The sequence below is a fragment of the Pseudomonas zeae genome (assembly GCF_014268485.2).
GTDB lineage: Bacteria > Pseudomonadota > Gammaproteobacteria > Pseudomonadales > Pseudomonadaceae > Aquipseudomonas > Aquipseudomonas neuropathica.
The window spans coordinates 2,777,371-2,790,551 of record NZ_CP077090.1 but is presented as its reverse complement, the minus strand read 5'-3'; the positions used below and the strand labels follow the sequence as shown (position 1 = coordinate 2,790,551).

13 protein-coding genes are annotated in these 13,181 nt (G+C 56.0%); 5 read left to right on the top strand and 8 right to left on the bottom strand.

Annotation, left to right across the window (positions count from 1 at the left end; all coding sequences use genetic code 11):
- The first annotated feature begins 75 nt into the window (after positions 1-75).
- Positions 76-1,217, top strand: a protein-coding gene (locus HU754_RS12350) for an IS3 family transposase (RefSeq protein ID WP_225919934.1) whose coding sequence is annotated in 2 segments (ribosomal slippage) — positions 76-337 and positions 337-1,217 — 1,143 coding nt in all. Because the reading frame shifts where the segments join, the coding sequence is not laid out codon by codon here.
- A 139-nt stretch (positions 1,218-1,356) separates the two neighbouring features.
- Here the strand turns inward: HU754_RS12350 and HU754_RS12345 are convergent.
- From HU754_RS12345 to HU754_RS12335, 3 genes are all read right to left on the bottom strand, one after another.
- Complete coding sequence (locus HU754_RS12345) at positions 1,357-2,379, bottom strand: AbrB family transcriptional regulator (protein ID WP_186624607.1); 1,023 nt, start codon at positions 2,377-2,379, stop codon at positions 1,357-1,359.
- A 153-nt stretch (positions 2,380-2,532) separates the two neighbouring features.
- Positions 2,533-2,955, bottom strand: coding sequence for an HD domain-containing protein (locus HU754_RS12340; protein ID WP_093440765.1), 423 nt, complete (start codon positions 2,953-2,955; stop codon positions 2,533-2,535).
- Positions 2,956-2,970: 15 nt separating this feature from the next.
- Positions 2,971-3,360, bottom strand: coding sequence for a hypothetical protein (locus tag HU754_RS12335; RefSeq protein ID WP_186624606.1), 390 nt, complete (start codon positions 3,358-3,360; stop codon positions 2,971-2,973).
- A 166-nt stretch (positions 3,361-3,526) separates the two neighbouring features.
- Here HU754_RS12335 and HU754_RS12330 point away from each other — a divergent pair, with 166 nt between their 5' ends.
- Positions 3,527-3,958, top strand: a complete 432-nt coding sequence (locus tag HU754_RS12330; protein ID WP_186624605.1) for a hypothetical protein — start codon at positions 3,527-3,529, stop codon at positions 3,956-3,958.
- Between the two features lie 78 nt (positions 3,959-4,036).
- On the opposite strand, the gene HU754_RS12325 is transcribed toward HU754_RS12330, so the two are convergent.
- Positions 4,037-4,321, bottom strand: a complete 285-nt coding sequence (locus HU754_RS12325) for a hypothetical protein (protein ID WP_186624604.1) — start codon at positions 4,319-4,321, stop codon at positions 4,037-4,039.
- Positions 4,322-4,708: 387 nt separating this feature from the next.
- Here HU754_RS12325 and HU754_RS12320 point away from each other — a divergent pair, with 387 nt between their 5' ends.
- On the top strand, positions 4,709-5,338 hold the full coding sequence (locus HU754_RS12320) for a hypothetical protein (protein WP_186624603.1): 630 nt from the start codon (positions 4,709-4,711) through the stop codon (positions 5,336-5,338).
- A gap of 391 nt (positions 5,339-5,729) precedes the next feature.
- Entirely contained in the window at positions 5,730-6,302 is a 573-nt protein-coding gene (locus HU754_RS12315; RefSeq protein ID WP_186624602.1) for a hypothetical protein, read from the top strand.
- 74 nt (positions 6,303-6,376) lie between these two features.
- Here HU754_RS12315 and HU754_RS12310 read toward each other — a convergent pair whose 3' ends face one another.
- The 4 genes from HU754_RS12310 to HU754_RS12295 all read right to left on the bottom strand — a co-directional run bounded on the left by HU754_RS12310 (position 6,377) and on the right by HU754_RS12295 (position 12,026).
- A complete protein-coding gene (locus HU754_RS12310) occupies positions 6,377-6,925 on the bottom strand; it encodes a cupin domain-containing protein (protein ID WP_007950154.1) in 549 nt (182 codons plus the stop codon).
- 632 nt (positions 6,926-7,557) lie between these two features.
- Positions 7,558-8,841 (bottom strand): NAD(P)/FAD-dependent oxidoreductase, encoded by a 1,284-nt coding sequence (locus HU754_RS12305; protein ID WP_093440793.1) that lies wholly within the window; start codon positions 8,839-8,841, stop codon positions 7,558-7,560.
- Between the two features lie 49 nt (positions 8,842-8,890).
- Positions 8,891-10,381, bottom strand: coding sequence for an aldehyde dehydrogenase (locus HU754_RS12300; RefSeq protein WP_093440797.1), 1,491 nt, complete (start codon positions 10,379-10,381; stop codon positions 8,891-8,893).
- Positions 10,382-10,649: 268 nt separating this feature from the next.
- A complete protein-coding gene (locus HU754_RS12295; RefSeq protein ID WP_007918694.1) occupies positions 10,650-12,026 on the bottom strand; it encodes a glutamine synthetase family protein in 1,377 nt (458 codons plus the stop codon).
- Positions 12,027-12,308: 282 nt separating this feature from the next.
- Between HU754_RS12295 and HU754_RS12290 the strand changes: the two genes are divergently transcribed.
- Positions 12,309-13,070, top strand: coding sequence for a gamma-glutamyl-gamma-aminobutyrate hydrolase family protein (locus HU754_RS12290; RefSeq protein ID WP_116254944.1), 762 nt, complete (start codon positions 12,309-12,311; stop codon positions 13,068-13,070).
- Positions 13,071-13,181: the final 111 nt, after the last annotated feature.

Genomic DNA, 13,181 nt, shown 5'->3' with positions numbered 1-13,181 from the left:
GCTCCCTTTGATCTGGCTTAATGATTCTGGACACCCCTAAAGGGCGTTAATCTACGCCCAACGAAGAGGTGTGATTTGACCAGAAGATATTTTTCGACAGATTTCAAACGGGATGCGGCTTGCCTGGTTTTGGATAAAGACTATTCGGTGAGTGAAGCCTGCGAAGCAATGGGCGTGGGCCCTACAGCTCTGCGCCGCTGGGTTGAGCAACTGCGTGCGGAGCGCAGCGGCAAGACGCCTGAGAAGTCCAAGGCCATGACCGTTGACCAACAACGCATCCAGGAACTGGAAGCAACAATTCGACGGATTGAGCGCGAGAAGGAAATTTTAAAAAAGGCTACAGCTCTCTTGATGTCGGATTCCCTCGATCGGTAAGGCTGGTCGAGGAGTTAAGCGAGCAATATCCAAGATCCGAGTTGTGTGGCGTGTTTGGTATCAACCGCAGCAGTTATTACGAGCGTCTGAAACAGCGGGCGAAAGTGCATGTCGGACGCGATCGCCTAAAGATCAAGGCTGCCGAATTACATGAGCAAAGTCGCGGCTCAATGGGCGCGCGCAGCCTGTCAAAAGCGCTGTGTAACGAAAAAGAGTCGGTAGGTCGTTACATGGCTCGTAGCCTGATGCGCGAGCTCGGTTTGAAGAGCCAGCAACGGCGCAGGCATCGGTACAAACCCAGCGGTGCGGAGGCGCAATACGCCCCAAATCATTTGGAGCGTAAATTCAATGTCGAGGCCCCCAATCGAGTGTGGTGTGGCGACGTGACTTACATTTGGGCCGGTACTTACTGGGTTTATCTGGCTGCTGTACTTGATCTGCATGCCCGCCGCATCGTCGGCTGGGCGATGTCCAGAAGTCCGGATTCAGCTCTGACCTGTCGAGCGTTAAAGATGGCTTTCGAGTCGCGAGGACGCCCTGAAAACCTAATGTTCCATTCGGATCAGGGTTGCCATTACAGCAGCAAAATGTTCCGTGAAACGCTGTCGGAGATGCGGATAAAACAAAGCATGAGTCGACGAGGAAACTGCTGGGATAACGCCCCGATGGAGCGTTTCTTTGGCAGTTTGAAATCTGAATGGATACCCAAGGCTGGCTACCGAAACGAAGATGAGGCCAGTACCGATGTGTTGCGCTACCTGACCCATTATTACAATCGGATCAGGCTGCACAGTCACAACGGATATCGGACTCCGGTAGCAATGGAAGCCTTGGCAGCATGAGAAATGACCTAAACCCTATAACCGTGTCCAGTATCGTTTGACCAGATCACTTCCCCCTCGCCCCCCTGGGGGAGAGGGCTGGGGTGAGGGGGATGGATCTAACTGACACGCCGCAACATGCAGGCATCAGTGGCTCCGGTCAGGCCTCTTCGCGCGCCCGCCGCACCTGCACCAACAACGCCGGGGCAAAGTGCAACAACACCATCCGGCTCAAATGATGCGTCAGAATAAACACCACATTCAGCCCGCCACCAAACGCGACAATCGCAATCGTCTCAATCGCCCCCGGCATGTACGCCAGCCACAGCGACAGTGGATCACTGCCCAACCAGCGTGCCGCGACTTCAGCAAACACCGCCGCGACCACGATCATCAAACCAACCGAGACCAACGCCGTGCGGCCGTGACGTGTCAGCTCCGCGAAGCCGAGACCTTGAAATCGTGAGCCGATCCGCACGCCGAGAATCAGCGCCGCAAGATTCAAACTCCAGTCCGGCATGTGAAACCCGTGCAACCATCCCGATTTCACAAACACCGCCGTAATGATGATCGCCGTGAGCATGAACGGCGCCGGTACGCCGATCACCAGCAGCAAGCGCCCGAGCAGCACGCTCAACGCGATGACCGAAAACGCGGTCAGCGCCATGCCTGTCGTTAAAGGATCACCATCGGCAACCGCCACTGCAGCGGCTTGCCCGGGAATCAGGAAACTCACCAGTACGGTGATCAACAGCAAGCGCATCAAGTGCACGATGATGACCTTGCTCGATGCCTTTTCCGATTCGAGTAGATCGAACACTGCGGCCAGTGCGCCCGGATAAACCGCCAACAATGCATCGGTGCGATTCCAGCCCGCGCCGCGCGTCAGCCACCATCCGGCCAATGCGATCTGCACTGCCAGGCAAATCAGCAACACACCGAGGCTCGGCAACATCGTCGAGGCCGTCGCGCTGTCCCACGCTTCGAACATCAGCCCGGTGGCGATGCCCAGCGTGACCTGGATGTAGCCCAGTCCATAGGGAGTTGCCGGTGCGATACCGGTTTTACTGGCGAACAATGCGGTGACGACAATCGAACCCAACAGCAGGCCATGCGGCACGCCTTCGAACTGCAACAGCGCGCCGAAACCGGCAGCCATCAACAAACAGAGAATGGATTTCATAGTCGCCTTCCTGGCTAATAAACTGACCCAACATCACCCAATAATGATTAGTCCCTGTGGGAGCGAGCCTGCTCGCGAAAGCGTCTTGCCAGTCGCAGATAAGTCACTGACTCGACGCCTTCGCGAGCAGGCTCGCTCCCACAGGGATTTCGTTCACATACGCAACCGTGCAATCGCCCTTCGATACTTTTCGATTCGCTCCAGATCTTCCCAACTCGGCGAGGCAATTCGCGACAAGTCACTGTTCTCTTCCAGATCCGCCAATTTCACCACCCGACCGATCGGGTTCTGCGCGGCGCGGTCGACGAAATCTTCATAGGACTCGCCCGGCACTTTGGTCACGGATTCGATAGCGCTCAAAACTTCCTCGCTGAAACCTTCCTTGCGCAAGTCATCGAGGCTGACACCGCAATCCTCAACCACATCGTGCAGCACGGCGACGATGCGTTCTTCCAGCGTGCTCATCCGTAACATGACTTTCAGCGGATGCAGAATGTACGGCGCACCGCCCTTGTCGACCTGCCCGGCGTGGGCCGTGGCGGCGATGGCGATAGCGCGTTCGAGGGTCTGGGTCATGAGAGTCTCCGTGGGTTAAACGCCATAGCGGCCGCCGACATGGATGTTGCGTTTGAGCCAGTTGCTGATCGCTTTAAGCCGCCCGGTTGGCTTCGTTGGCTCGGAATGACGCTGAAGAATCAGCGACACCAATGTGGCCTGATCGGCTTTTGGATTGGCATCGATCAACTCGGCAACCCACGCGCAATCAGCCTTTTTCAGATGCTCACGCCACTCGCCGGGCCAGGCTTCCAGCTCATCCAGCGCCAACCAGCGGGCACCGCCATGTTCCATATGCCCGCCGGCCATCGACTGCTCGAAACAGAAAGGCGTGTCTGGCTTGGCAGGGTCAATGTGAAACAGGTAGATGTCGTGGAATGGATGCTGCGAGGGGGGCGCGTTGTTGCGGCTGCCAATTTCGATCATGGGCAATGTTCCAATCCTTGGGCGCTGACTGTTTCCGATTGTTTCGCAGTGTACGCCATGGGAGCAAATCAAAAACCCGATGGAACCTCCCTCCTCCGCGCCGTCTCGAAACTATAAAGCGCCAACATGATTGATCAGACCCGGCGCCATTGAAGAGGAAACCCCGATGAACATTCGCTTCCTGCTTCTGATCGCCACCTTCGCCATCATCCCCACCTGCGTCATGGCCGAAGGCTGCGACGTCCAGACCCAATCCTCCAGCGCCTCAGTGCCGTCGGTCGAAAGCCACAGTTGTTATGAATACGAAGGCATGCCGGTGAACTCAATCGACTGGTCGTGCAGCAACGAAAGCAAAGACATGCTCAGCAGCACCAAAACAAAGGTCGAGCACTGCGCCGATCACTATCAGGCTACATGTATCGCCACGATTACCCAGGAATCTCTGGCCAACCCGCATTCCACCAGCAAGGACAAGAACGCCAAGGCATTGAACATCCCCGACAACGCTCAGGTGACCACGTATTACTACGACGTGGAGCATTTGGCGCAGGCGCGGATTGATTGTGAGAATGGTGGCGGGCAGTGGAAGGCAAAGTGAACGCCTGATATCTGCGTTCGCGACAGGCAAAGAAAAGCCCGGCTCAAAAAGACCGGGCTTTTTAGTGCGCGAATTCCATTAACCACCGCCATTACCACCACTGCTGCTACCGGACGGTTGTCCCGCAGGGCTGGGCTTGGAGGCAGAAGGCACTGGCCCATTGTCGGTCTTGCCACCATCACCGCCCTTGGGCAGCGAATTGGCATCCGGGTCGGCATTGGTGGCTGGAGACGCCGGTTCACGAGTCTGGCTGTTGCCGTCGTTCGCTGTCGGAGTCGGCGTTTCGCCGGCAGCGATCGCGTGCAGCGAACTGCCGGACAGAAATGCCGCGAGGGTTAACACCGCGATTTTATGATTTAGCATGTTGGCTCTTCCTTTGCGTGGGGAGTTACAGCATTGGAAGAAGGTGTGCGGCGAAGGTGCGGTGCGCCGGACGAATGGTCACAAATGGAACAGATTCTGTGTCTCGACGCCCCTCAACTGTGAGGATTGAAACACTCAGATGGAAATACCCATGCTCGAAGGAACTGTCTCACGATTTACTATGCCCCCCTTAACCGAATGTAACAATTCCCTATGCATCCAGCGATACATGAAGTGCATCTCTTCCAATTGCGTAAAAATAATGGCACTCTAATACCACTCTATGACTAAGTTAAAAAAATAGATCTGACTCTGTTCCGCAGTAATTAACGAAGAACACCGTTATGAAGCGAACAAAATACAAGCAACCACCAGAAGGACTAAAGAATGAGTACTGGGATCGAACCAATCACAATCAAGCTGCCTACATTTATAACCGCCCTCGTCGTACTAATAGGCGCCGCAGGTGCCGTATTAAAATACTTCGACTTCAAACTTGTGCCAGCAAACTCAGTAGAATATAAAACCGACATCAACGAAAAATACCTCCTCCGAAAAGATGTCGAAACAAACTATATAACCAGGTCAACCATCTCTTCAGATTACTTAAAAAAAGACGAGATTGAAAGAAATTATGTACCTCGCTCTCAAATAGATGGAAAATATGTAACGCTCGAAAAATATAATGACCTACAGAAAAAATATATAGAAATCAACAAAACCATTAATGAAATACCTTCACCTTTCAAACCTATAACTCAAGAACTGACTCGCGAAATTCCTTGGCAAGATGAACAATTAGGCATCCGCATCAGCATCGACTACTTCAGCGAATTTGAATCGAACTACACTGTAAGACTTAAACTAAAACTACCAGATTCCGAAAGCAGCATCGCAACCATGAAAAGCGCGGATAAATCTCTGCCAGTGTGGAAATTCCGCAAGCACAATAGAACTTTCCAACTTGCAATCACCAAACTCCACCCTACTACATTGACCATAACAGAGATAAATTAAATTATTTTATCCACATTGCACCATGAGAGCCCGACTTAAAATCCAGCAGAACCAAACAAAAACCCAGATAATTTTTAACAATACTAATCAAAAGATTCTAAAATAGCAGCACCAGAGATCTCTAGTCCTGCGACACAGTTTCACTGTAGCAAGATCTTTTAGTAATGCCTGGTTGCTGGTTACATTTCAACCTTCAAGGGCGACTACAAAAAGCTCCACTACGGTCTTTCGATATCCCATTTTTTTATGATGGGCAGTAAGATAGAATTCAAAACCTTGAAACACCCTCACTGCCTTTCACGGAGCAAAGCGAATAGTCTATCCCCTATCAATCCAGTACAAAAAAACAACTCCTTCACAAGCCAGCTACTAATACAGAGGTAAAAAATAAATGGCAAGAAAACCCGAAACCACGTGGAACATGTTAAACGAAGCGCTGGCTCACTTCACAAAATACATAGATAAAAAAAAGCAACCACATGAACTATCCATAATTGATCTCTTATACGTTAGTAACTTTAAAGGTGGTAACGCGTCAATTACAGAGCCACCATCAACCCTTCAAGACAAACTTAACCACTACAGTCTGGCACTAAAAGAAATCAAAGACACTTTCAATAAAAAAACACTATCAACGCTGGACCCGACAGAGCTGAATGATTTCTCCATAGCATGTACAGCCTTTATAAAATTAACACAAGAAAGCTCAAGCAAAATCAGAGGGCTAGGTCCCTCCTACGCATCTGCCTTACTATCAGCACACCTCATTGATTTAGCGCCAATATTAGACCGGCGAGTTCTCAATGGCGCAAACATCAGCACCGTAAAAATGGCAAACGGGCAAGTAAAAGACATCGAATCCCACTACAGCGAATTAATAGAAGCCTTTCACAAGGAGCTTAAAAAAACGCCAGGGCTTACCATTAGAGAACTGGACAGAAGATGGTTCATCGAGCCAGTTTAATCCGCATTGATAACCCGGCACATAGGCCGCTGCCGGGCCGTATCAATTAACACCAAAACTAATCGGTATCGCCTTTAAAAATTCGCCGGCGTATTCGCACTAATAATCTCCGCCTCATCCGCCCCTATATTCCGGAACTTATGCGGCAGCGTCGTCGGAAAATAATACCCATCCCCGGCATTCAACACACTCACCGACCCATCCACGGTCAACTCAACCGTGCCCCGCGTCACCAACCCACACTCCTCGCCTTCCGCATGCACAATCGGCTCTTCCCCCGAACTCGCGCCCGGTGCGTATTGCTCGCGCAGCAGGCGCATCTGGCGACTTGGCACCGAGGCGCCAATCAGCAGCAGGCGCAGGCCGTGGCGGCCGAGGTCGGGTTGTTCGTTGGCGCGGAAGACGTATTGGTGTTCGCGCGGGGGTTGGTCGAAGGTGAAGAAGTCGGCCAGGGACATCGGTATGCCTTCGAGCAGCTTTTTCAATGAGCTGACGGAGGGGCTGACGCGATTCTGTTCGATCAGGGAGATGGTGGCATTGGTCACGCCGCTACGCCGGGCCAGCTCGCGCTGGGAGAGTTTGTAGCTTTCGCGTACTAGTTTGAGTCGAGAACCCGTATCCATGACTGCCTTATGTGAGAAGTACTTAGGCTCTGCGCGAAAACTGCCTGCGCGACGATCATGCTGCGTTAAAAACAGGCTCGGAATGCTCATGTAGGGCCCTACACTCCGCTTCCTCGCCTGTTTTTGCCTTGCCTGATCGCCGCTCGGCGGTTCTCGCGCAGACCCACGGGTAATGGGGGGTGGGTGGCGGGTGCCGCGCGAGGGGCGCGGATCACGTTGCTCCCGTGTCCCGGAACCGTGAAAGGCGGCTATTAAATCACGTTTGCCGGTGTTGCTCAGCAGGTTCGATGGACGGTGCGGCAAAAGTCCTTCCTGCCTTGGTAATGCGGGCACTGTGGGAGCGAGCCTGCTCGCGAAAGCGGTGTGTCGGACGACGGGGATGTTGGCTGATATGACCTCTTCGCGAGCAGGCTCGCTCCCACAGTTGGATCTCTTTTTTGTCAGTTGGCTTAGTGGCGGTTGTCAGGCCGTCATCGCTGGCAAGCCAGACTCCCACAGGGTTCCAGGTGTTTCTGTGGGAGGGAGGATGACTGGGCTGGCCTCATCGCGAGCAGGCGAAGGCCTACAGTTGGAGCTTCGGTGTGTCATGTAAAAAAACCGGCGGGGTCTTGGGCCACCGCCGGGGAGGTAACCTAGATGCCGAAACGGTCGCGCAGCGAGTAGTAGACGGCGCCGAGGGCGGTCAGTGGCGCGGAGAAGGTGCGGCCACCGAGCATTGGCATGTGCGGCAGCGATGCAAACGCATCGAAACGTTCAGCGTCGCCGCGGATCATTTCCGAGATCAGCTTGCCGGCCAGGTGCGAGCAGGTGACGCCGTGGCCGCTGTAGCCTTGCATGTAGTAGGCGTTCTTTTCGATGCGACCGAATTGCGGCATGCGTGACATGGTCAGCAGGAAGTTGCCGGTCCAGCGGTAGTCGATTTTCACGTCTTTGAGCTGCGGGAAGGTCTTGAGGATCTTCGGGCGGATCAGTTGTTCGATGTCGTCCGGTTCCCGCGCGCCGTAGACCACGCCGCCGCCGTAAAGCAGACGGTTGTCGGCGGTGAGGCGGTAGTAATCCAGCAGGTAATTGCAGTCTTCGACGCAGTAGTTGTTGGTGATCAGGCTGCGCGCCTGTTTTTCGGTCAACGGCTCGGTGACAACGATCTGCGAGCCGCACGGCATGCTTTTCGCGGTCACGCGGTTGTCGAGACCTTGCGGCAGATAAGCGTTGCCGGCGATCAGCAAGTACTTGGCGCGGACCTGACCTTTGGCGGTGCGCACGACGTTGGGCTCGCCGTATTTGATTTCTACAGCCGCTGATTGCTCGTAGATCTTGCCGCCCAAACGCGTGATCGCAGCCGCTTCACCGAGGGCCAGGTTCAGCGGGTGAACGTGGCCGCCCTGCATGTCGAGCAGACCACCAACGTAAGCATCGGAGCCAACTTCACGACGGATATCCGCTGCGTCGAGCATCTTCAGATTGCGGTTGCCATAACGCTCCCAGCCGCGCTTCTGCTCAGCCAGACCGTTGAGTTGTTTCTTGTTCATCGCTGCGAAGATACCGCCCGGGCGGTAGTCGCATTTGATGTCGTATTCCTTGATGCGCGAACGGATGATGTCGGCACCTTCGAAGATCATGCTGCCGAGGATTTCCGCAGTCTTGTCGCCGTAGCGCTCTTCGATCACGTCGACGTCGCGGCTATACGAGTTGACCAGTTGACCGCCGTTGCGACCACTGGCGCCGTAGCCGACTTTCGCCGCTTCCAGCACCGTCACTTTGTAGCCGGCTTCGGTGAGGAACAGCGCCGAGGACAGGCCGGTGTAGCCGGCGCCGATAATGCAGACATCGCACTCGACCGACTCTTCCAGAACCGGAAAGTCGATGACTTCGTTGCGAGTGGCGGCGTAGTAGCTGTTTACGTGTTGCTGTTTCATACGTTTCTCCGAGGGCCGCCAATAGAAGGCGACCACCGCTGTAATAGAGTCAGAGCTTGATCCAGGTCGCTTTCAGCTCGGTGTACTTGTCGAACGCGTGCAGCGATTTATCGCGACCGTTGCCCGACTGCTTGAAACCACCGAACGGTGCGGTCATGTCGCCGCCGTCGTACTGGTTGACCCAGACGCTGCCGGCACGCAGGCCACGAGCGAAGGTGTGCGCCTTGCTGAGGTTGCTGGTCCACACGCCGGCAGCGAGGCCGAAGATGCTGTCGTTGGCGATCTGCAGCGCTTCTTCGGCGGTGTCGAAGGTGATCAGCGACAGCACCGGGCCGAAGATTTCTTCCTGGGCGATGGTCATCGCGTTGGTCACGCCGTCGAACAGCGCCGGTTGCACATAGAGGCCGCCGGTTTCTTCGAGGGTGCGTTGGCCGCCAGCGATCAGTTCGGCGCCCTGCTCGCGACCGATGCTGATGTAGCGCAGCACATTGTCGAGTTGACGCTGATCGACCACGGCACCGACGGTGGTCGCCGGATCGAGTGAATGACCCGGCTTCCACGCTTGCAGCGCTTCCACCAACAGCGGAATGAATTGCTCGCGAATCGAGCGCTCGACCAGCAGACGCGAACCGGCGGTGCACACTTCGCCCTGGTTGAAGGCAATGGCGCCGGCCGCTGCTTGTGCTGCCGCGCGCAAGTCCGGGGCGTCGGCAAACACCACGTTCGGGCTCTTGCCCCCGGCTTCGAGCCAGACGCGTTTCATGTTGCTTTGCCCGGCATAAATCATCAGTTGCTTGGCAATCGCCGTGGAGCCGGTGAAGGCCAGCACATCGACGTCCATGTGCAACGCCAGCGCCTTGCCGACGGTGTGGCCGAAGCCTGGCAGAACGTTGAACACGCCTTTCGGAATGCCGGCATCCAGCGCAAGTTGAGCGATGCGGATCGCGGTCAGCGGCGACTTTTCCGAAGGTTTCAGAATGAACGAGTTGCCCGCCGCCAGGGCCGGCGCGAATTTCCAGCTGGCCATGATCAGCGGGAAGTTCCACGGCACAATGGCCGCAACCACGCCGGAGGGTTCACGGGTGACCAGACCGAGTTGGTCGTGCGGCGTGGCAGCAACTTCGTCGTAGATCTTGTCGATGGCTTCGGCACTCCAGCGGATCGCGTTGGCGGTCGCCGGGATGTCGATGTTCATCGAATCGCTGATCGGTTTACCCATGTCGAGGGTTTCCAGCAGCGCCAGTTCTTCCTGGTTCTGCAGGATCAGATCGGCGAAGCGAATCAGAATGCGCTTGCGCTCGGCCGGGGCCTTTTTCGCCCACACGCCGGACTCAAAAGACTGGCGCGCAACTTCAACGGCGAGGTTGGCGTCGGCTTCATCGGTGCTGGCCACGGAGGCGAGGAAACGGCCGTCGACGGGGCTCAGGCATTCGAAGGTGTCGCCACTGATGGCCGGGCGGTATTCACCGTTGATGAACGCGCGGGCTTCGATGGTCAGGGACTGGAAGCGTTGTTCCCAGTCGTTGCGGGTCGTTGTCATTGTTGTGGCTCGACAAGGGGGGATTTGGGGGTGTCGGGTTGCTGTGTCTGGGTTGGGATGGCTGCCCTCACCCTAGCCCTCTCCCAGGGGTAGAGGGGACCGACCGAGTTGTCTCGGGAGTTGCACCGACCTGAACGACCGAGTCGAATATGGATTCGGCAAAAATCGTTCAGGTCAGCGGATTGCCCGAGCATCCCCGGATCAGTCCCCTCTCCCTCCGAAAGAGGGTTAGGGTGAGGGGCTTTTGGCCTTTGGGGCCCTCAAACACTCAGACCGTATGCAGATACCAGTTGTACTCAAGGTCAGAAATCGAGTTCTCAAACTCGGCCAGCTCACTTTCCTTGCACGCAACAAACACGTCGATGTACATCGGGTCGATGTAGCGGGCCATGACTTCGCTGTCGTCCAGCTCGCGCAGTGCATCGCGCAGGTTGTTCGGCAGGCTCTGTTCGTTTTGCTCGTAGCTGTTGCCTTCCACCGGGGCGCCCGGCTCGATCTGATTGGTCAGACCGTGGTGAATACCGGCCAGCACCGAAGCCATCAGCAAGTACGGGTTGGCGTCAGCGCCGGCAACGCGATGCTCGATACGCACAGCGTCGGCCGAACCGGTTGGCACACGGACCGCAACGGTGCGGTTGTCGATGCCCCAGCTCGGCGAATTCGGTACGTAGAATTGCGCGCCAAAGCGGCGGTACGAGTTGACGTTCGGGCAGAGGAACGCCATTTGCGCAGGCAGGGTCTCCAGCACACCGCCGATCGCGTGACGCAGTGCGGCGTTCTGCTCGGGATCCTCGCTGGCAAAGATGTTGTTGCCCTCTTTGTCCAGGATCGAAATGTGCACGTGCAGACCGTTGCCCGCCTGGCCCGGATACGGCTTGGCCATGAAGGTGGTGTCCATCTCATGGTCGTAGGCGATGTTCTTCACCAGACGCTTGAGCAGGACGGCGTAGTCGCACGCCTTGATCGGGTCGGAGACGTGATGCAGGTTGACTTCGAACTGCGCCGGGGCGCTTTCCTTGACGATCGCGTCAGCCGGGATGCCCTGCTCTTTCGCGCCTTCGAGGATGTCTTGCAGGCAATCGACGTATTCGTCGAGGTCGTCGATCAGGTACACCTGAGTCGACACCGGACGCTTGCCGGACACCGGCGAACGTGGCGATTGCGGACGGCCGTTCACGTTGTCCTGATCGATCAGGTAGAACTCGAGTTCGAACGCCGCGCAAATGGTCAGGCCGAGGTCGTCGAATTTGCGCACGACGTTGGCCAGCACTTCACGCGGGTCAGCGAAGAACGGCTGGCCTTCGATCTCGTGCATGGTCATCAAGAGTTGTGCGGTGGGGCGCTTCTGCCACGGCTCGATGCTCAGGGTGCCGGGGATCGGGTAGCAAATACGGTCAGCGTCGCCGATGTCCAGACCCAGGCCGGTGCTTTCCACCGTGGAGCCATTGATATCGAGCGCGAAAAGCGAGGCCGGCAGGTTGATGCCTTTCTCGTAAACCTTATGAAGACTGGTGCGTTCGATGCGCTTGCCGCGCACCACACCGTTCATATCCGCAATCAGAAGGTCGACGTACAAAACCTCAGGATATTTCTTAAGGAATGCGTTTGCTTCGTTGAGTTGAACGGTACGCAGAGGGACCGACATGATGCACCTATTTAGCTGTTAATTATTATGTTCACTGCTGTTTCGCCGAGCCAGTCAACCCGAACGGCAAAGTGAAGTCAATAGCGAACAGATGGGCGCTCAGGGTTTATTTTTCGGGTTTTTTTTAACACCTGCGTGCCAATTCAGGCGCCACAGCCCCGAGAATCATGAAGATTTGATGAACGGCGTTTAGAATTTTTTACATGGCAGTTGTTAATTAAAATCAACGAGGCTAAGCTCCGGAAAAGCTCGTTCAAGTGTCAAACTTCGAGGTGAATAAAAATGGCATTCAAGCCATTGATCGGCGTTACTGCGTGCGTCAAACAGATTGGCCTGCACCCCTATCACATCAGCGGCGACAAGTACGTACGTGCTGTCAGCGTTGGCGCTAACGGGTTGCCAGTGGTCATTCCTTCCCTTGGCAACCTGACTGAAATCGAAGACCTGCTCGGTCAACTCGACGGTCTGCTGCTGACCGGCTCGCCCTCGAACGTGGAACCTTTCCACTATCAAGGCCCGGCCAGCGCCCCCGGCACGGATCACGATCCGGCGCGGGATGCCACCACCCTTCCTTTATTGCGTGCAGCCATTGCGGCGGGCGTTCCGGTGCTCGGCATTTGCCGGGGCTTCCAGGAAATGAACGTGGCGTTCGGCGGCAGCCTGCATCAGAAGGTGCATGAGCTGCCGGGCATGCTCGATCACCGTGAAGCCGACAGCCCTGACGTGGCCGTGCAATACGCACCGGCTCACGCGGTGACGGTATTGAGCGGCGGCGTGTTCGAAGCGCTGGGGTTGCCGGGTGAGTTCCAGGTCAATTCGATTCACAGCCAGGGCATCGATCGTCTCGCGCCCGGCCTGCGTGCCGAAGCGGTGGCGCCGGACGGTTTGATCGAGGCGATCTCGGTCGAGCACAGCCCGACCTTCGCCCTCGGCGTGCAATGGCACCCGGAATGGCAAGTGCTCGATAACCCGAACTACCTGAAGATTTTCCAGGCCTTCGGCGCGGCTTGCCGGCAACGGGCGACGCGGCGCAACCAGCGCTGACTCAACCCAAGAATCCGTAACGATTTACTGCCCCCACGGACGTCGGGTGTGCCTTTGCGCATCCGTCATTCGTGAACAACAACACCCGTAATAACAACAAGTACGACCCAG

What these genes read in the sequence shown, in the direction of transcription:
- HU754_RS12345 (WP_186624607.1), bottom strand. Translation starts at nt 2,379, where the DNA reads ATGAAATCCATTCTCTGTTTGTTGATGGCTGCCGGTTTCGGCGCGCTG.
- HU754_RS12340 (WP_093440765.1), bottom strand. Translation starts at nt 2,955, where the DNA reads ATGACCCAGACCCTCGAACGCGCTATCGCCATCGCCGCCACGGCCCAC.
- HU754_RS12335 (WP_186624606.1), bottom strand. Translation starts at nt 3,360, where the DNA reads ATGATCGAAATTGGCAGCCGCAACAACGCGCCCCCCTCGCAGCATCCA.
- HU754_RS12330 (WP_186624605.1), top strand. Translation starts at nt 3,527, where the DNA reads ATGAACATTCGCTTCCTGCTTCTGATCGCCACCTTCGCCATCATCCCC.
- HU754_RS12325 (WP_186624604.1), bottom strand. Translation starts at nt 4,321, where the DNA reads ATGCTAAATCATAAAATCGCGGTGTTAACCCTCGCGGCATTTCTGTCC.
- HU754_RS12320 (WP_186624603.1), top strand. Translation starts at nt 4,709, where the DNA reads ATGAGTACTGGGATCGAACCAATCACAATCAAGCTGCCTACATTTATA.
- HU754_RS12315 (WP_186624602.1), top strand. Translation starts at nt 5,730, where the DNA reads ATGGCAAGAAAACCCGAAACCACGTGGAACATGTTAAACGAAGCGCTG.
- HU754_RS12310 (WP_007950154.1), bottom strand. Translation starts at nt 6,925, where the DNA reads ATGGATACGGGTTCTCGACTCAAACTAGTACGCGAAAGCTACAAACTC.
- HU754_RS12305 (WP_093440793.1), bottom strand. Translation starts at nt 8,841, where the DNA reads ATGAAACAGCAACACGTAAACAGCTACTACGCCGCCACTCGCAACGAA.
- HU754_RS12300 (WP_093440797.1), bottom strand. Translation starts at nt 10,381, where the DNA reads ATGACAACGACCCGCAACGACTGGGAACAACGCTTCCAGTCCCTGACC.
- HU754_RS12295 (WP_007918694.1), bottom strand. Translation starts at nt 12,026, where the DNA reads ATGTCGGTCCCTCTGCGTACCGTTCAACTCAACGAAGCAAACGCATTC.
- HU754_RS12290 (WP_116254944.1), top strand. Translation starts at nt 12,309, where the DNA reads ATGGCATTCAAGCCATTGATCGGCGTTACTGCGTGCGTCAAACAGATT.